Genomic DNA, 17,050 nt, shown 5'->3' on the forward strand with positions numbered 1-17,050 from the left:
CGCCCACCTTGCCACTGATCGTGGTCACGCTCACGCTCGTGCCGACAACCGGCGGCTACGAGAAAGACGAACGGTGCCTGCCACACGTCGAGTGGCAGACACCGTTCAGTTGATCTCGAGGATCAGCCCAGAGCACGCAAGCGAGGCGCGAGGTCACGCTCGAACAGTTCGAGGAACCGGCGCTGATCATGGCCCGGTGCGTGGAACACCAGGTGATTGAGACCGGCATCGACGTAGGCCTTGACCTGCTCGACGGCGTCGTCCGGATCGGAAGCGACGATCCAGCGCTTGGCCACCTGCTCGATGGGCAGAGCGTCGGCAGCGGCTTCCATTTCGATCGGATCCTCGATGCTGTGCTTCTGCTCCGGCGTCAGGGACAGCGGAGCCCAGAAGCGGGTGTTCTCGAGTGCAGCCTCCGGATCGGTGTCGTAGCTGATCTTGATCTCGATCATCTTGTCGATGTCGGCGACGTCGCGCTCGGCCTTGGCTGCGCCCTCGGTAACGGCTGGAAGCAGCTTCTCGGTGTAGAGCTCCATGCCCTTTCCGGAGGTGCAGATGAAGCCGTCACCGGCACGTCCCGCGTACCGGGCGACAACGGGTCCGCCGGCCGCGATGTACACGGGAATGCCACCCTCGGGAACGTCGTAGATCGACGCGCCACGAGTGGTGAAGTACTCGCCTTCGAAGTCGACACGATCGCCCAGCCACAGCTCACGCATCAACCGCACGGACTCACGCAGCCGCGCGAAGCGTTCCTTGAACTCGGGCCACTCGCCCTGGAAGCCGGTGGCGATCTCGTTGAGAGCCTCACCGCTGCCGACGCCGAGCATGATGCGTCCCGGGTAGAGACATCCCATCGTCGCGAACGCCTGAGCGATGACTGCCGGGTTGTAGCGGAACGTCGGCGTCATCACGGACGTGCCGATCTGCACGCGTTCGGTGCGCTCACCGACGGCGGTCATCCAGGCGAGCGAGAACGGTGCGTGGCCACCGTTGTGGCGCCACGGCTGGAAATGATCGCTCACCGCAACGGAATCCATGCCGTGCTGCTCTGCCAGAACTGCCAGCTCTACCAGTTCGCGAGGGCCGAATTGCTCAGCCGATGCCTTGTATCCGAGCTTGAGTTCCTGCGCCACCGTGCACTCCCTTGTCGTCTGTTTCGTTTACTTCTCTGACATGCTTCACGTTCTTTGCAGACTATCCAGACACCGCTGGGACTTCTCTGCGTATCTCAGCGAGCGAGGCTGGTGACCACCGTTGCCACGCCGGCTGCGACGGCAACCCCGGCCAGTGCCAGTGCAAACAGCCACAATGCGTGCGGTTCCGGCATCGCCGCTCCGTCCTCGAGCGCCTTCTTCACCTGTAGCCAGCGTCGCATACCTACCAGTGCGGCTGCCGCCGCGAGTGCGATCAGGGTCAGACCGAGAGTCGTGCGAACCCACCCGGTACTCCATTCCGGTACCAATTGGACGACGGCGATGCCTCCGGCCAGCAGGGCGAGTGAGCTACGCATCCAGGCGAGGAAGGTGCGCTCGCTGGCAAGGGTGAAGCGCTCGTCCGGGCGGTTCGGTTCACTCATGCGTGCTCACCTCCGTGCGGTGCCACCAGATCCGGGTCCTGACGCCAGTCGTAGACGACCTCGGTGCGCAGAACGATGTCCTGCAACGAACGTCGTCGTCGATCGACCGCCGACCACAGCAAGCCGAAGGCGAAGAGCACGCAGAGCACCGCACGGATGAAGGCCAACGGCCAGCGCACGAGGCGATGCCCGGACGTGATCACCCGCAGCCCCATCACGAGGGACCCGACGGTCCGACCGGTGGTCGCCCAGCAGGCAGTCAGATACGCCACCGAGACACCGAGAAATGCCGTCGTGGACAGGAAGATTCCCGGTTCCGAGAAAGTGAAACTCTGTGGCGAGAAGAGCAGTCGGACGAAGGCGAAGCCCACGTACACGGAACCCATCAGGAGCAGGACGACGCCCAGGTCGATCAGTCCGGCGAGTCCACGGGTGACGATGCCGGCTGGGCCGGAACTCTCCTGGGCCACTAGCGTTCGCCTGCGTTCGTCTTCGGATCGGTCTCTGTCGACGGTTTTTCTGGTGACGGTTTATCTGATGACGGTGCGTTGTCGCGGCCGAAGAGTCGCCCGACGAAGCCGGCGACAGCGTCGTCCGCCTGCATGCCCTGCACTCGAGCTCCGTGCACGGCTTCCGTGGAGAGTGAACCGGTCGATTCACGAATCATCTGGGGCAGGTCGACGCCCTCGATGACCTGGTCGGCGATCTTGACGAGGTCGATGCGGTTGACCTGGCGTTCGAGGTCGACCGTGTCGACTATCCCGTCGAGATCGAGGCGATCGATCACCGCTTTGACGTCGAGGCGGCTTGCGATCTCGTCCACGTCGACCCGGTCGATGATCGGTTCGAGCGAGACCCGTTCGGCAATCTTGTCCACGTCGATGTTCTCGGCGATCTTGTCGATGTCCACGTGGTCGACGACGATCTTGGTGATGTCGACTTCGGACAGAGCAGCGTCGACGACAGCTTTGATCACCGTCCGCAAGGTCGAGTCGGCGAACTCCACGGTCGAGTGCATCGCTTCCGTGCCGCGAGTGGTGACCTGGGTGATCGCGCCGTCGAGTGCGTCACCGACGACAGGGATCCGCTGCACGGAATCAAGTGCGAGACCAGCGGTTCTGCGCGCCGCACCAGCCGTGATCGCGGCCAGCCCGAAGGCCAGCCGAATCACGTCGGATTCGGGGTGGTGCGACTGCGATCCCACGCAATTGTCTCCATCTTCTTATACGACTGTTACCCGGACATTCGTCACTCCTCTTCGCATTGTGCCACTGTTGGAAGGCACAAATACGCTGTCCGGCTTGCGCCTGGGGGGAAATATGAAGACACGTCGTTTCACGGTTCGGCTGACGATGGCGGTGGCCATGGCCGCCGGCTTTCTCGGCCTCAGCGCGCCGACCGCGAGTGCGGATTCCGTGGTCAGTCGCATCGACGTCTACTCCCCCTCGATGGACCGCTGGATCGCCAACGACGTGATTTCGCCGGCCGGAGGAGGCCCGGCCCCGACCTTCTATCTGTTGACCGGTGTCGGCGGCGGCGAGGACGGGATCTCGTGGTTCAACAACACCGGAGTTCGTGACTTCTTCGACGACAAACACGTCAACGTGGTCATGCCGGTCGGCGGCAAGTTCAGCATGTACACCGACTGGAACGCCGACGATCCGGTGCTGGGCCGTAACAAGTGGCAGACGTACCTCACCAAGGAACTACCGGCGGCGGTCAACGCTCGGTACAACACGACCGGTGTCAACGCACTCGGCGGTGTGTCGATGGCAGGCGGACCGGTTCTGGACCTCGCGATCCAGTCGCCGGGCACCTACCGCGCAGTCGGCTCGTACAGCGGCTGTCCGCGCGCCGGCGACCCGCTCGGCCAGGCAGCGGTGCGCTCGATGGTCGAGATACTCGGCGGCGGCAACGCGGCCAACATGTGGGGGCCGTGGGGTAGCCCGCAGTGGGCGGCGCACGACCCGTTGATCAACGCCGAGAAACTGCGTGGCACAGCGCTGTTCATCTCGACCGGCAACGGCCTCCCCGGCCCGGTGGACGGAATCAACTCGCTGGCTATGGCCGCCGGCGTCGTTCCCGGCGCGGTCCTCGAAGGCATCACCAACATGTGCACCGCTGCCCTGCAGGGGCGATTCGGTCAGCTCGGCATTCCCGCGACGTTCAGCTTCCGACCCGAAGGCACCCACACCTGGGGGCTCTTCGAAGCCGACATGCGCGCGTCGTGGCCGATGATCGCGGGCGCTATCGGGGCGTGAGCCTCACGGCCCTCCTTACAAGCCATGGCGTCAGGTGAGACTGCGCGCCCAGTCCCGCATCCCGGCGGGGCCAGTGCCGGTGGCGTATTCAGCGAACAGATTTCGCGCTTCGTCACGGCGGATGCCGCCGAGGACTTCACGCGGCTTACGGAAAAACGGAAGTTCCACAGGCGGCGCCCACAGCTGCACGAGTTCCGCCGCACCGTCGTTCGGGGATTCGAGAGCGAACCACACCCGGGTCACACCGAGCGTGATCGCGGCACCCATACACATGAGACATGGTTCGAGATTGACCGCCAATGTCAATTCACCGGACGCTCGAGTGAATCCGAGAGCCTCGTCGGCCTGCAAGAGCGCTTGAAGGTCCGCATGGACTACCCGTCGACCGAGTGCCCGTTCTTGCGTATACGCCCGCCCGAGCACACGGTCGTCGTCGAACACGACTGCGCCGATCGGCATCTCCCCGAGCTCCATGCCCTCACGCGCTACGTCAAGAGCAACCGCAAGGGCATCTCGAGGTGAAAACATCACTCGACACTAATGGACCAAGGCAAACTCACGCTGCCAGTAGTGCGGGCAGTCCCCATTCCTTGGCAAGCAGCTCGTACGAGCGCAGACGATCCTCGTGCCGATGGGTCACCCCGGTGATCACCAATTCGTCCGCTCCGGTGAGCTTCTGCAAACTGTCGAGCCTGTCGGCGACGGTAGACGGTGAACCGACGAACTGCGTGATCAGCCGATCCTCCACCACTGCTTCGTCGGCGTCGGAAAGTGGGAGCGCTGTCGCGGGATCGGGGTACGGGATGGCGCCGTGCCCGCTGCGAATGCTGTGCGTCCAGTGCGCGAAGGTCGACGCCAACTCCCTCGCCGTCGCATCGTCTTCCGCAGCAACAACATCCGCGGAGACGACGACATACGGCTCCGACAGAACTGCCGACGGTCGGAATGCTGCACGGTATGCCTCGACGGCATCGAGCGTACTCGAGGGCGCCACATGGTAATTCGCACCGAACGGCAATCCGAGTCGTCCGGCGAGCTCGGCACTGGGGCCCGCACTGCTTCCGAACACCCACAGTTCGACGTCGGCATTCTCGCCGGGACTGGCGTGCAATTCGATGCCGTCGCGGGTTCTGTAGGTACCGTTCAGGAGCGAGCGTATGTCGTCGACCTGCTGCTCGAAATCGGGCGCCTGCGCGCCCGGAAACGCCAATGCCTCGAACGACGCCTGCAACCGCGGTGACGTGAGAAGACCGGTTGGATCGAAGGGTGCCGGGATCACGACGCCGTCGCGTACGACGTTCTCTCGCTTCGATTCTGCCGGCGCAGGCGTTCCGGCAGCGACGGCGCGAAGTGCCTCCACCCGACGCTGTCCGCTGCGCCCGATGCCGAGATCGATACGACCCGGATACAACGCTTCGACGGTACCGAAGGCCTCGACCACCTGAGCCGCCGTGTTGTTGCCCAGCAGCACGGCGGCCGAGCCGACGCGAATGGTGTTGGTGGCGGCCGCGATCAGCCCGACAAGCACTGCTGGCGACGAAGAGGCAACACCGACGAAGTGGTGTTCGGCGACCCAGTAACGCTTGTATCCCCACGCTTCGGCAGAACGAGCGAGGTCCAGCGAGTTCCGCAAAGCCTGGCGGGCCGTTCCGCCCTCACTGATCGGCGAGAGGTCGAGTACGGACAGCGGCGCGCTCACCTCGGTCCGCTTTCGGAGCGGGTGTCCGGTGTCTTCTCGCCGGCTTCCACCGCGAACGCCAGGCGGTTCTCGGCGGGGGCCACCGGGCACGTCGCGTAATCGGTGAACGCGCAGGGCAGGTTCGACGCCCGATTGAAATCGAGGACTACCGCGCCACCGGGTTCAGGTGCGCTCACGTGCAGCGAGCGTGCGGCCGGGTAGGTGGACACACCACTGGTCGCGTCGGTGAACAGGATGTGAAAGCCGTTGTCCTTGCCCGCGAACGCAATCAGCGTATGCGTTGCACCGTCGTGTTCGAAGCTGATGGTTCCTCGGGCGTCGTGATGATGCTCGAGGCGCTCGACGACCGCGCCCGTCGTCACCGTGCGAGCCTCCTCGAAAGCTGTGAAGACACCCTCGATGCGCCACTGCGGGTCAGGCTCGAAGGTCGGGATACCACTGAACTGCGCCAATGCCGGGGCCGACGAATCGTGGATCCGCAGAGCCACCTCGCCGGTGCGGCGGATGACCTCGACCAACCGCGCGCCCTGCTTGACGATCAGTCCCGGCGCCCCCTCGATCGGATTCAGAGTGGCCGAACCGTCCACTGCGACGCCGTCGATCGACAAGTCGTCTGCGGGCGTCGCGGTGACGACAACGGCATTCGCGTCGGCGCGCCATGCACCGGGCAGGTCCGCGAAGGTGGAATCGGTGTCCACCAGCCAATGCAACGCAGTCAGGCTCAGCCAGCCGAGGGGTTCGCCGAAGGTGGCGTCGCGCGAGGCGTGCCAGGCATTCCAATCGCCGGTGAAGGTACTGGTGGAAGTGTCGGTAACGGTCATGATGCGCGGACTCCTTCAGCCTGCTCGTGCGGGTGGCGCAGCCCGAGATGGCTGCGCAGGGTGGTTCCTGAGTACTCGGTCCGGAAACTGCCGCGGTCCTGAAGTTCCGGTACGACGGTGTCGATGAACTCGTCGAGGCCCGCGGGGGTGATGTGGGGAACGAGGATGAATCCGTCGCTCGCGTCGCCCTGGACGTAGGTGTCGATCTCGGCAGCCACCTCCGCTGCACTACCCACGAACTGTTGGCGGGCAGTCACTTCGATGATGAGTTCACGGATGCTGAGGTTTTCGGCCTCGGCCTTGGCACGCCACTGATCTGCGACCGCTCGCGGATCCTTGACGTGGCGGACGCGTCCGCGGGTGATGTTGACGTCGTCCGACGGATCTTCCTTCGGCAACGGGCCGTCGGCGTCGTACTGGGAAAGATCTCTGCCCCACACCTGTTCGAGAAAAGCGATGGCAGTCTGGGGCCCGACCTGCTGCCGCCGGATGTGATACGCCTTCTCCTGTGCGTCCGCGGCGTTGTCACCGAGGACGAAGGTGGCGGCGGGGAGAATCTTGAGGTCTGCGTGCGTGCGTCCGTACTTGGCCAAGCGTCCCTTCACGTCGGCGTAGAACGCCTTGCCTGCTTCGAGCGTTCCGTGCCCGGTGAAGATGGCATCGGCCTTGGCCGCGCCGAACTCGCGTCCTTCGTCGGAGTCACCGGCCTGCAACAGAACTGGGTGCCCCTGCGGACTCCGTGGAACTTCGAAGCGTCCGGCGATGTCGAACTGCTTACCGGAGTGCTGGAACTGGCCGACCTGCTGGTCGGTGGCGAAAACACCGCGCTCACGGTCGACGATCGGACGGTCGACGCTCCAGCTGTCCCACAGCGTCCGTACTGCGTCGACCAACTCGTTGGCGCGTGCATACCGCTCGGAATGCTCCAGATAGCCACCGCGGCGGAAGTTCTCGCCGGTGAAGGCGTCCGAGGAGGTGACCAGGTTCCAGGCGGCGCGGCCGTCGGAGAGATGATCGAGCGTCGAGAACTGCTTGGCCAACTCGTACGGCTCGTTGAATGTGGTGTTGATCGTCCCGGCCAGGCCGAGATGCGTTGTCACACCGGCAACCGCGTTGAGAATACTGAACGTATCCGGGCGACCGACCACGTCGAGGTCGTGAATCTTGCCCTGATGCTCGCGCAGGCGCAAACCCTCTGCGAGGAAGAAGAAGTCGAACAATCCGCGTTCGGCACTGCGTGCGAGATGCTCGAACGAGCTGAACTCGATCTGACTCTTGGACGCCGGATCGGTCCACACCGTGGTGTTGTTCACGCCGGGGAAGTGAGCGCCCAGGTGAACTTGCTTGCGAATCCTGTTCTGTGTCATCGGTGTTCCTGTTCTCTACTCGCGCTACGCGAACTGATTGACGGGCAACTGGAAGCCCAACCGCTCGCGCAGCGTCGGGGCGGTACTCGGTCGCGGATTGAGAGTTGGCACCACGTCCGCCGCGATCTTCTCCACTGCGGCAGCCAAAGCCAAGGGACGCAGGACAACACCGTTGACCCCGGCCAGCCCACCGATCTCGCGAAGGAGGACAGTCAGGCCGGCGCTGTCACCGCGATAGAACAGCGAGTGCGGGGCGTACGGCGCTCCCGCCCATTCCTCGAGTTCCGCCAGAGCGTCGTCGGCGGCTCCGCGATCAGCGCCGAGAAGCACGTCGACGTCGAGGAGAACCCTGACGCTGCGCCCGAGGGCAGCGGCACTCGCGTGGACCAACTTGGCCGTGGCGTTGGCCTCGCCGAGGTCGGTTGCCGAGATCCGAATCAGATCTCCGCGCGCAACAGCGAGTTCGCGTGCCTCCGGCCTGCTCGCGTCGACGGCGATCAGCGGCTGCCCCTGCGGGGAGCGCGGCGTGATGGACGGCCCCTTGACGGAAAAGTTCTTTCCCTCGAAGTCGATGTAGTGCAGCTTGTCTCGATCGATGAATCGTCCGCTCGCAGCGTCCCGTATCTCGGCGTCGTCCTCCCAGCTGTCCCACAGCCGACTGACCACCTCGACAGCCTCGGACGCTTCCTCCCACGCGGACTCGGGGCCCTGCACTGCCTTTCGGCCGAACAACGACGCCTGCTCAGCGGTGTCGGACACCGCGACCTGCCAGCCGGCCCGCCCCGCTGACGAGTAGTCGATACTCGCGACGGCCTTGGAGATGTGGAACGGCTCGGTGTGCGTGACTGTCGCAGTGGGGATCAGGCCGATACGCGAGGTCACAGCACTCAGCCGCGCCGCAGTTGCAACCGCCTCCAATCTGCCCCGCACTGCGTGCTGGCCCTCGGATTGCAGTCCGAACGAGTCAGGGAGGAACGCCAGATCCACCCCACCCCGATCCGCGGTGGCCACCAGGTCCACCCAGTACGACGGTGTGAACAGATCTTCGGCGCGTGAGTCCTCGCGTCGCCAGGAGTACGGATGAGCTCCGGTGCCCTCGAATTCGAGACCGACCAGGAATGCTCCGGAACTACGCTCGGACATGTTCGGCCTTTCGTGTCGAATGATCCCGCCCGGGGATCGCGTCGAGAAGTGTGCGTGTGTACTCGTTTCGGGGATTGTCGAAAATCTCGGTGGTAGTACCGATTTCGAGCAATCGCCCGGCCTGCATGACGCCGACGACGTCGCTGATCTGGCGAACAACCGCAAGATCGTGGGAGATGAAGAGATAGGTCAGGCCCAGTTCGCGCTGCAACTCGTCGAGTAGCGCCAGAATCTGCGCTTGCACCGAGACGTCGAGAGCGGACACAGGTTCGTCGAGAACGAGCAGGTCCGGCTTCAAAGCGAGCGCACGAGCGATCGCCACCCGTTGACGCTGGCCGCCCGAGAGTTCGGCCGGTTTGCGGCTCAGGAACTGCTCGGGAAGTGCAACCTGATCGAGCAACTCTGCTGCACGACTCTGCTGCTGGCTGCGTCCACCAACCTTGAAGGCCCGCAGCGGCTCCGCAACGATGTCCTGGACGGACAATTTCGGGTCGAGTGATGCATAGGGGTTCTGATACACGAGCTGGATCCTTCGGCGCAGCTCACGCAGGTCGCTGCCCTTGACCTTCGTGATGTCCTGGCCGTCGAAGGTGATGGTGCCGGCATCCGCCTGCTCCAATCGCACGACAATGCGTGCGGTGGTCGACTTGCCGGAGCCCGACTCCCCCACCAGCGACACCGTCTGACCCCTCGGAACAGTCAGCGACACTTCGTTCACCGCGGTGATCGAACTCCCGCGTCCGACGTTGAAGTGCTTGGTGATTCCCGTCAGGGTCAGCAGCGGGCTGGTGTCCTGGCGGACCGGGCGAACGACTGGTCCCGAGGACAGGCTCGGCGCAGAGCTCAGAAGTTTCTTCGTGTACTCGTCTCGCGGGTTGTCCAGAATATCCGCGGTGCGGCCGGATTCGACGATCCTGCCGCCCTGCATCACCAGGATCCGGTCCGCGCGGTCTGCGGCCACACCCAGGTCGTGCGTGATCAGGAGCACGGCGGCACCGGATTCGGCAATCCGCTCGTCGAGATGGTCGAGAATGCGCCGTTGAACCGTGACGTCCAGAGCACTGGTCGGCTCGTCGGCGATTACGAGGGCCGGGTTCGCGACAAGCGCGATACCGATCAGAACGCGTTGCCGCATACCGCCGGAGAGCTCGTGCGGGTACTGGCGTGCTCGGATTTCCGGCCGGTCGATACCCGCGCGCTCGAGCACCTCGACGGCGTCCAACCGGGCTTTGCGACGGTCTGCGAGGCCGTGGATCCGGAGGACTTCTGCAACCTGGTCGCCGATCCTCGTCACCGGGTTGAGCGAGGTCGTCGGATCCTGCGGCACCAAACCGATACGCGCGCCGCGGATTCGCTGCCACGCACGGTCGGAATACGAGTCGATCTGTTCACCCTCGAACTCGACGGTCCCGCCGGTGACGTGGCCACTGCCGGCGAGCAGACCCAATATCGCGTGGGCCGTGGTCGACTTACCGGAACCCGATTCCCCTACCACCGCAACTACTTCGCCCCGACCGACGGTGAAGCTCACGCCGGATACCGCGGGCTCGGCGCCGTAGGCGATCTGTAAGTCGGTGACGGAAAGCAACTGTTCCTCGGTCGTGCTCATCGCCGGTTGTTCCTTTCGATCTCGTGGCCGATACGGTGTGCCGAGATGACCACGGCGACAATCGCGAGACCGGGAAGTGTGGTCATCCACCAGGCATTGGCGAGGAAATTACGTCCCTCGGATACCAGCGATCCCCATTCCGGGGTAGGCGGAACGGCGCCGAATCCCAAGAAGCTCAGAGCCGACACCGCCAGTACTGCCTGCCCGAACTCGACAGCGGACAGCGCGACCACCGGCGCGTAGGAGTTGGGAAGCACGTGCCGACGCAGGACACCGAGCCACTGCACACCCGAACTGAACGCGGCCTCGACGTACTGAGCTCCGCGCACCCGCATCACTTCGGCACGCATCACTCGCGCGAAATTGGCGACCATACTGACGCCGACAGCAATGGCGACGTTGATGGTGCCGAAGCCGAGTGCGGTCACCAGTGCCAACGAGAGCAGCAGCGCCGGAATGGACAGCAGCACGTCGACGATGCGCATCAGCACGGCGTCGACGACGCCACCGACAAAGCCCGCGAGCAAACCGATTATCGATCCCGCCACCAATGCGATTCCGACCGCCACCAAGGTTGCGGTCAGGGACAGCGCGGCGCCGTGCACGAACCGTGTGTACAGGTCACGACCGAGATTGTCGGTTCCGAACCAGTGAGCCAGGCTCGGGCCCTGCAGTTTGTCCGCCGGGACACCGGACAACGGATCGCCGCTGGCAAAGAATCCGGGTGCGACGGCAAAGCCGATGGCAAGCAACACGATCAACACCGGAATCACCAAGCCGGGCTTTCGGATCCAGCCGATGGCCGTGGACTTTCGGCGCGAAACAACAGGTGCCTTCGCCTCGACGGTCGGATCGAGGAGTAGGGGTTCGATCAATGTGTCAGACATGAGCCGGCTCCAGATCGGTCGAGCTTTCGGTATTCGACTTTTCGGTGTGACTCTTCTTCGTCTGGATGATCCGTGGATCTATCAAGGGGTAGAAGAGGTCGACCGCGAGGTTGACGAGCACGAACACGAGAGAGGCGAACACAACGACTCCCTGCACCACCGGGATGTCCTGCGCCATCACCGACGTCTGTGTCAGACGGCCGACGCCCGCGCGGGAGAACACCGTTTCCACAACCACCGAGCCCGCCAGCAGCGTGCCGACCAGCACACCGGCAATGGTGAATGCCGGAATGCTCGCCAGTCGCAACGCGTGACGGGTCTGCACGCGCCAACGGCTTGCGCCCTTGGCGTACGCAGTCTCCACGTGCGGCGAACGTAGCGTCGACTGCAGGCTGGTCGTGAGCACCTGCGCGATCACCGCGCCGGTCGGGATCGCCAAGGTGATCGCCGGAAGAATCACCGTTGCGAATCCCTTGTCTCCGAAAGCGGGGAAGATGTGCAGACGGAACGAGAACAGCTGCAGAAGAATCAGGCCAACCCAGAAGGTAGGCACCGCCACACCCAGCGGCGGCAGCGAGAACAACAGATTCGCGAGCCACCGCTTGCGGGTGTAGGTAGCGAAGAACGCGATCGCCACTCCGAACAACACGGCCAGAACCAAAGCGGTGGTTGCCAAGACCAGAGTGCTCGGCAGCGCCGAGAAGATGGCATCCGTCACCGACTGACCGGTGGAGATGGACGTACCGAAATCGCCGCGAAGAGCATTCGTCAGCGACGTCCAGTACTGCACCCACACCGACTGGTCCAAGCCGTACCGTGCCCGAAGCTGATCGAGCGCAGCCTGATCCACTGCAACACCCTGACCGGACGAGTCGGCAGCCATGCTGACGGGATCACTCGGCAGGAGGAACAGAATCACGAACGAGATGGTGAAGGCGGCCCACAGAACCACTGCGGCCTGGCCCAGTCGGGTGAGTACGTATCGAGTCATGATTACTTACCCGACAACCATGCGTCGTAGAACTGCAGGCGCGAGGAGGCTTCGAAGTTCAGGTCCTGCACACTCGATCCGGCGCCGATGGCCTGCGAGAGCTCGATGGTGGGGATGGAGAGTCCACGGTCGAGGATCAATTCCTGTGCGGTGGATACCAGTTCGCCGCGTTGGCCGTTGTCCGTGGCTGCAAGCTGGTCTGTGAGTACCTTGTCGAGCTCCGGATCTGCGCCGCGACGGTTCAGGTTGCGGCCTTCGGTGCTGAACGATGCCCGCAAGATGTCGGCGTCCGCGCGAGTGCTGTTGTAATACAGCGAATCGTAATCACCCGATACTCCCTTCTCGGTCCATTCACCGTTCGAGACCAAGTTGAGCTGCAGGTCGACGCCGACCTTCTTGAGCTGCTGCTGCACGAGCTCGAGGATGGCCTGGTTACCCGAGAACACCGGACTGAAGGTGACGCTGAAAGTGAGCTTTTGCCCGTCCTTCTCGCGGATACCGTCGCTGCCGGTCTTCCAACCAGCCGCGTCGAGGAGTTTCGCCGACTTGTCGGCGTCGTACGTCACGACACTGGATTCGTCGCTGTAGAGCGGAGTGGTGTGAGCCAGCGGGCTCGTGGCCGGGAAGAACGACGGATCCAGAACGGTGTCGACGAGTTCTTGGCGGTTGATCGCGGGAATGATGGCCTGACGAACAGCCTGATCAGCGAGAACGCCGCGACTGACGTTGGGCTGGAAGAAGAAGCTCACACCCGGGTTCGGCCTTGTGAGGATTCGTCCACCCGCGCCCTCGATTTGCGGCGCATCCTGCGGAAGCGCATCGCTGACCGCATCGAGCTGGCCGGAGGCCACGCTGCCCGCCCGCACACCGGATTCGGGAACCACCGTGAAGTCGACGCCATCGAGGTACGCCTCGCCCTGATGCGCGACCGCATCCGAGGCCCAGTTGTATCCCGCACGCTTGGCGATCTTGACGCTCTTGTCCTGCTGCCAGTCGGTGTACACGAACGGTCCGGAGGCGATCACCGCTGCACCGGGGCAGCGCTGCTCGGATGCCAGCGCGGTGGTGGAATCGGCGAGGATTCCGAGCTGTGGCGTCGAAGTTGCTTGCAGGAACTGAACATTGGGTCCGGAGAAATTGATCTTCGCCGTGTGAGCATCTACGACGTCGGTACCGGTGTACGAGGACAGGTAACTCTTCGCCAACGACGCGTTCGGTCCCAGGTTCTTGACCGAGTCGAAGGTCTTCTTCACCGAATCCGCCGTCACCGGTGTGCCGTCACTGAAGGTGGCGTCGTCGCGAAGGACGAACGTGAAGCTAGCGGCGTCGGGGCTGATCTCCCAACTCTTGGCGAGCCACGGGGTGATCTCTCCGGTGTCGGGATTTTGATCGGTAAGCGAATCCACCACTGTCCGAGTGACATACACGGTCTGGTTACTGCCGGCCTGGGCCGGATCGGCGCACGTCGGCGCCTGCGACAGACCGTAGCGAAGGGTTCCGCCGGACTGGGCGGGGCCTGCGTCAGCAGCACTGTCACTCCCGCTGCTGCAGCCGGCGAGGACGGTGCCGAGAACCGAGACAGCACCGATACCGGCGATTACGGTCGCGCGTTTGCGGGCACCGAATGAGGGCGAAGACACCAAGAACTCCTAAAGAGGCATGCCGAAGAGCGCACCCGTCGCCTGAGACGAAAAAGGCGATCGAACACGAATCACTTGTGAGAGAAGAGAAAACAGACTTGTCGACGACTCGCCTGAGTGTGAATGACTGACCGAGAGGTCAGTTGGTACAGAAAGATCCCGCGGTGCGGCACAGGTCTACGTGACGACGCGACCAGGCGGTATCGAAACCGCCTTCGACTGCCTTCATTTCGTGTTCCTCCATCGGTCCTGGCGGTAGCACCCGCACCCGATCACTCGGGGGGTTGCTGCGACTTCAATGAGCCAGGTCTCTCGGTCGCTCTGGATGGTCGTTCGCAAGTGTACGAGGTCAAACCCGGGTGTTGTCAACCCGGTCGGTAGGAATTGCTGCTCGAGTCACATTTTCGAGGACCCGAAGTTGTTTCTCGAACGGGTGGATGCCCACCTCTTCGGGCGAGAGTGAAGCGTCGTAAAGCGGTGTGTATCCACTGGACAGATACAGCGCGACGGCCTCGGGTTGCCGAGGGCCCGTCGTGAGAAACACCCGGTTGTATCCACGAAGTTCGATCTCTCGTTCCAACTCGCGAACGACGGCCTTGCCGAGGCCGCGCTTCCGATGGTCGACCGATGTCCAGATTCTCTTCAGTTCGGCAGTGGTGGAATCGAATTGACGAAACGCACCGCCGGCGATCGGCAGACCGTCGTGGGTGAGCACCAGAAGCGCACCCTGCGGGTAGGCAAATTCTTCTGCCGGATACGTCGTGAGATCCTCGAGCATCGCTTCGCGAGTCCCGCCGTAACGCGAACTGTATTCGAGTGCCAACTCCGCGATCAGTGGAGCTGCCAAGGGATCGTCCTGCGATACCGAATAGACCTCTACCGCTCCGACACCCTCGAGCTGTCGAGTTCCGAGCTCCAGTGCCACAACACTTTCCTCCATGAATCTGGTCAACGCTCCCCCAGCCTGAAAACTTCCGGAGCGAGGGTGGTTCCGTCGACGAGGTCCGCCACAAGTTCTCCCAAGGCCGGACCGAACTTGAACCCATGCCCCGAGAACCCCGCCGCCACTGTGACGGCGCCGACTCGGTCGATGACGAAGTTACTGTCCGGCGTGCTCGTATACAGGCACGTGATCGACTCGACACGGGTGGAATCGACGCCGGGCAACCACGACTCGGCGTACTGGGCCAATCGCCGCTCTCCGTCGACATCAGGGGTGTAGTCACGGGTCTGCGGAGTCACCACCGGCCCGGTCGCGTGTTCGCCGATCTTGATCCCGTCCTCGGAACCGAGCCCGTAGATCCCCGCGGTCTCCAATTCTGCGCCGGTGTGGTGGACGAAACTCGGCCACTCGACTCCGGGATCGAGCGGTGCAAAGTGGGCCGGTTGTTCCTGTGTCGTGCGCAGCGTCGGCAATACGATCTCGGAGCCGAGACCGCTGTCTGCGATCAGATCTGCAGTCCACGCACCGGCCGCGATCACGACCTGACGAGCTGCGAGCGTTCCACTGTCCGTCACCACGTCCACGCCGTAGGACGCTCGCGCGAGTGCCAACACCCGAACATCGTGACGGACCTCGGCACCGGCGAACACCGCTCCCGCCTTCAGAGCGGTCACGGCGCGGTCCGCGTGCAACCGGCCTGCGTCGGGATGATGGAGCACCGTGGTGTCGAATCGCAGCCCCGGCCAACGGGCGGACGCCTCGGCAGGAGTGAGGATCTCACCCTTGATGCCCGCCTCGCGAAGTATCTTCGCCTTGGACTGCACTGCCTGCGGCAGGCCGTGATCGACGGCGCCGGTGAGTTCCAGGAACCCGATGTCCGTCGTGGTCTCCAACTCCCGCCACAGCGGCAGCGCGCCGGCCGCCAAACCGGTGTACAGGTGATTGTCGTAGGCCTGCCGGTAGATACGCGAAGTACCGTGCGACGCACCGTGCTTGTGACTCGGCCCGAACTGTTCCAACTGAATGACGCTACGTCCGCGTGCCGCGAGCCGCCATGCGGCGGAGGACCCGACGAGTCCTCCGCCGATGACGATCACATCGAAAATCTCACTCATGGACGAGAGCTCACTTGGTCTTCGGAAGGCCGGGCGGGTTGATCAGGGACGTGTCGACGGCTTCGCTGGTGATGTTCCAGCGCTCGAGGATCTGCTGGTACGTGCCGTTCTCGATCGTGTGGTTGATCGCGTCGTTGATCGCCTTGATCAGGCCGTTGTCCTTCTTCACCAGCACCGCGATCTGCCCCTGCAGGGTGTCGCCGGCCCCGGAGAACTCACCGACAACCTCGGTCTCCCCCGACTGCTTGGCGTGGAACTGCGACGACGGGTTCGGGCCGAAGTAGGCGTCGATCCGGCCGGACTGCAGCGGGAGGTAGTAGTCGGTGGTGTTCTGGTAGTAGGAGATGTCGGTAGGCGCCAGGCCGGCCGCGACGTTCTGCTCACTCCACTTGACCAGCAGCGCTTCCTGATTGGTGCCCGAGGAGACGGCGATCTTCTTGCCCGCGACGTCCTTGGGTTCCTTGATGGAGATTCCGGCACCCTTCTTGGCTTCGAAGGCGAGGGTGTCGAGACGGTAGGTCGCGAAGTCGTACTTCTCCTTACGCTCCTCTGTGACAGTCACATTGGAGAGGAAGGCGTCGGCCTCACCGGAGTCGATCCGGACGAAGTTCTGTGCCCAATCTGCTGTCTGCAGGTCGACCTTCAAGCCGAGAACGTCACCGATCAGATAGGCGAAGTCGGTCTCGGAACCGATGAGGGTGGTGTCGTCGTCGGCGTAGAAACGGAGCGGCGGAGCGGAACCGGCACTACCGGTGACGCGCAGCGTGCCACGATCGCGGATGTCCTGAGGTAGCTCGGCGGCGATGGAATCCACCTTGTCGGTGCTGATGCGGTTCTGATCGGCCGTGAGGTTGTAACCCGCAGCAGCGGTGACCTGGGCGCCGTCGGACTCGGCGTCCGCGCTGCTGCATGCAGCGCTGAGCAATCCGACGGTGGCAAGCGCCGAGATCAGAAAAGTCGCGCGACGGGATGTGGAGAACATCAATTTTTCCTTC

At 63.7% G+C, this 17,050-nt stretch carries 18 protein-coding genes and 1 riboswitch; of the genes, 1 reads left to right on the top strand and 17 read right to left on the bottom strand.

Translation table 11 applies throughout. The features are described 5' to 3' along the window. Positions 1 to 122: 122 nt before the first annotated feature. From fgd to G4D79_RS26935, 4 genes are all read right to left on the bottom strand, one after another. Positions 123 to 1,136 (bottom strand): glucose-6-phosphate dehydrogenase (coenzyme-F420), encoded by a 1,014-nt coding sequence (fgd, locus tag G4D79_RS26920; RefSeq protein WP_054186924.1) that lies wholly within the window; start codon positions 1,134 to 1,136, stop codon positions 123 to 125. A 95-nt stretch (positions 1,137 to 1,231) separates the two neighbouring features. Then, a complete protein-coding gene (locus G4D79_RS26925; RefSeq protein WP_003944317.1) occupies positions 1,232 to 1,579 on the bottom strand; it encodes a YidH family protein in 348 nt (115 codons plus the stop codon). Beyond that, the gene (locus tag G4D79_RS26930) at positions 1,576 to 2,049 is read right to left on the bottom strand and encodes an RDD family protein (protein ID WP_003944375.1); all 474 of its coding nucleotides are present in this window, start codon (positions 2,047 to 2,049) and stop codon (positions 1,576 to 1,578) included. The genes G4D79_RS26925 and G4D79_RS26930 overlap by 4 nt, the downstream gene beginning before the upstream one ends. Next, on the bottom strand, positions 2,049 to 2,783 hold the full coding sequence (locus G4D79_RS26935) for a hypothetical protein (RefSeq protein WP_003944326.1): 735 nt from the start codon (positions 2,781 to 2,783) through the stop codon (positions 2,049 to 2,051). Before G4D79_RS26935 ends, G4D79_RS26930 begins: the two co-directional genes overlap by 1 nt. Before the next feature lie 115 nt (positions 2,784 to 2,898). Between G4D79_RS26935 and G4D79_RS26940 the strand changes: the two genes are divergently transcribed. After that, the gene (locus G4D79_RS26940) at positions 2,899 to 3,840 is read left to right on the top strand and encodes an alpha/beta hydrolase family protein (RefSeq protein ID WP_003944347.1); all 942 of its coding nucleotides are present in this window, start codon (positions 2,899 to 2,901) and stop codon (positions 3,838 to 3,840) included. Between the two features lie 30 nt (positions 3,841 to 3,870). Here the strand turns inward: G4D79_RS26940 and G4D79_RS26945 are convergent, their stop codons facing one another. From G4D79_RS26945 to G4D79_RS27000, 13 genes are all read right to left on the bottom strand, one after another. Then, a complete protein-coding gene (locus G4D79_RS26945; RefSeq protein WP_073513513.1) occupies positions 3,871 to 4,368 on the bottom strand; it encodes a nucleoside deaminase in 498 nt (165 codons plus the stop codon). 28 nt (positions 4,369 to 4,396) lie between these two features. Continuing rightward, on the bottom strand, positions 4,397 to 5,539 hold the full coding sequence (locus G4D79_RS26950; protein ID WP_007726843.1) for an LLM class flavin-dependent oxidoreductase: 1,143 nt from the start codon (positions 5,537 to 5,539) through the stop codon (positions 4,397 to 4,399). Next, positions 5,536 to 6,360, bottom strand: a complete 825-nt coding sequence (locus G4D79_RS26955) for a DUF1684 domain-containing protein (protein WP_007726842.1) — start codon at positions 6,358 to 6,360, stop codon at positions 5,536 to 5,538. Before G4D79_RS26955 ends, G4D79_RS26950 begins: the two co-directional genes overlap by 4 nt. Next, positions 6,357 to 7,727, bottom strand: a complete 1,371-nt coding sequence (locus tag G4D79_RS26960; RefSeq protein ID WP_003944424.1) for an NtaA/DmoA family FMN-dependent monooxygenase — start codon at positions 7,725 to 7,727, stop codon at positions 6,357 to 6,359. Before G4D79_RS26960 ends, G4D79_RS26955 begins: the two co-directional genes overlap by 4 nt. Positions 7,728 to 7,751: 24 nt before the next feature. Next, positions 7,752 to 8,870 carry an LLM class flavin-dependent oxidoreductase gene (locus tag G4D79_RS26965; protein ID WP_214514577.1) on the bottom strand — a complete coding sequence of 373 codons (1,119 nt, stop codon included), beginning with the start codon at positions 8,868 to 8,870 and terminating at the stop codon, positions 7,752 to 7,754. Beyond that, positions 8,857 to 10,479 (bottom strand): ABC transporter ATP-binding protein, encoded by a 1,623-nt coding sequence (locus tag G4D79_RS26970; protein WP_058228024.1) that lies wholly within the window; start codon positions 10,477 to 10,479, stop codon positions 8,857 to 8,859. The genes G4D79_RS26965 and G4D79_RS26970 overlap by 14 nt, the downstream gene beginning before the upstream one ends. Then, positions 10,476 to 11,366, bottom strand: coding sequence for an ABC transporter permease (locus tag G4D79_RS26975; RefSeq protein ID WP_042925872.1), 891 nt, complete (start codon positions 11,364 to 11,366; stop codon positions 10,476 to 10,478). The genes G4D79_RS26970 and G4D79_RS26975 overlap by 4 nt, the downstream gene beginning before the upstream one ends. Then, on the bottom strand, positions 11,359 to 12,357 hold the full coding sequence (locus G4D79_RS26980) for an ABC transporter permease (protein WP_003944382.1): 999 nt from the start codon (positions 12,355 to 12,357) through the stop codon (positions 11,359 to 11,361). Before G4D79_RS26980 ends, G4D79_RS26975 begins: the two co-directional genes overlap by 8 nt. 2 nt (positions 12,358 to 12,359) lie before the next feature. Beyond that, positions 12,360 to 13,997 carry an ABC transporter substrate-binding protein gene (locus G4D79_RS26985; RefSeq protein WP_003944291.1) on the bottom strand — a complete coding sequence of 546 codons (1,638 nt, stop codon included), beginning with the start codon at positions 13,995 to 13,997 and terminating at the stop codon, positions 12,360 to 12,362. Positions 13,998 to 14,136: 139 nt separating this feature from the next. Further along, positions 14,137 to 14,241, bottom strand: a complete 105-nt coding sequence (locus tag G4D79_RS35420; RefSeq protein ID WP_019749498.1) for a putative leader peptide — start codon at positions 14,239 to 14,241, stop codon at positions 14,137 to 14,139. Beyond that, positions 14,235 to 14,329, bottom strand: a riboswitch (SAM riboswitch). It overlaps the preceding gene by 7 nt. A gap of 17 nt (positions 14,330 to 14,346) precedes the next feature. Continuing rightward, complete coding sequence (locus G4D79_RS26990; protein ID WP_214514578.1) at positions 14,347 to 14,937, bottom strand: GNAT family N-acetyltransferase; 591 nt, start codon at positions 14,935 to 14,937, stop codon at positions 14,347 to 14,349. An 8-nt stretch (positions 14,938 to 14,945) separates the two neighbouring features. Next, a complete protein-coding gene (locus G4D79_RS26995; RefSeq protein ID WP_214514579.1) occupies positions 14,946 to 16,055 on the bottom strand; it encodes an FAD-dependent oxidoreductase in 1,110 nt (369 codons plus the stop codon). Between the two features lie 10 nt (positions 16,056 to 16,065). Further along, on the bottom strand, positions 16,066 to 17,037 hold the full coding sequence (locus G4D79_RS27000; protein WP_063314821.1) for an ABC transporter substrate-binding protein: 972 nt from the start codon (positions 17,035 to 17,037) through the stop codon (positions 16,066 to 16,068). Between the last annotated feature and the right edge of the window lie 13 nt (positions 17,038 to 17,050).

The organism is Rhodococcus sp. WY5, from assembly GCF_018588185.1.
Taxonomy (GTDB): domain Bacteria; phylum Actinomycetota; class Actinomycetes; order Mycobacteriales; family Mycobacteriaceae; genus Rhodococcus_F; species Rhodococcus_F qingshengii.

Excerpts from the sequence above, each read along its gene's own strand:
- G4D79_RS26995 (WP_214514579.1), bottom strand. The coding sequence starts at position 16,055 with ATGAGTGAGATTTTCGATGTGATCGTCATCGGCGGAGGACTCGTCGGG.
- G4D79_RS26925 (WP_003944317.1), bottom strand. The coding sequence starts at position 1,579 with ATGAGTGAACCGAACCGCCCGGACGAGCGCTTCACCCTTGCCAGCGAG.
- G4D79_RS26990 (WP_214514578.1), bottom strand. The coding sequence starts at position 14,937 with ATGGAGGAAAGTGTTGTGGCACTGGAGCTCGGAACTCGACAGCTCGAG.
- G4D79_RS35420 (WP_019749498.1), bottom strand. The coding sequence starts at position 14,241 with ATGGAGGAACACGAAATGAAGGCAGTCGAAGGCGGTTTCGATACCGCC.
- G4D79_RS26975 (WP_042925872.1), bottom strand. The coding sequence starts at position 11,366 with ATGTCTGACACATTGATCGAACCCCTACTCCTCGATCCGACCGTCGAG.
- G4D79_RS26980 (WP_003944382.1), bottom strand. The coding sequence starts at position 12,357 with ATGACTCGATACGTACTCACCCGACTGGGCCAGGCCGCAGTGGTTCTG.
- G4D79_RS26955 (WP_007726842.1), bottom strand. The coding sequence starts at position 6,360 with ATGACCGTTACCGACACTTCCACCAGTACCTTCACCGGCGATTGGAAT.
- G4D79_RS27000 (WP_063314821.1), bottom strand. The coding sequence starts at position 17,037 with ATGTTCTCCACATCCCGTCGCGCGACTTTTCTGATCTCGGCGCTTGCC.
- G4D79_RS26965 (WP_214514577.1), bottom strand. The coding sequence starts at position 8,870 with ATGTCCGAGCGTAGTTCCGGAGCATTCCTGGTCGGTCTCGAATTCGAG.
- G4D79_RS26940 (WP_003944347.1), top strand. The coding sequence starts at position 2,899 with ATGAAGACACGTCGTTTCACGGTTCGGCTGACGATGGCGGTGGCCATG.
- G4D79_RS26970 (WP_058228024.1), bottom strand. The coding sequence starts at position 10,479 with ATGAGCACGACCGAGGAACAGTTGCTTTCCGTCACCGACTTACAGATC.
- G4D79_RS26960 (WP_003944424.1), bottom strand. The coding sequence starts at position 7,727 with ATGACACAGAACAGGATTCGCAAGCAAGTTCACCTGGGCGCTCACTTC.
- G4D79_RS26945 (WP_073513513.1), bottom strand. The coding sequence starts at position 4,368 with ATGTTTTCACCTCGAGATGCCCTTGCGGTTGCTCTTGACGTAGCGCGT.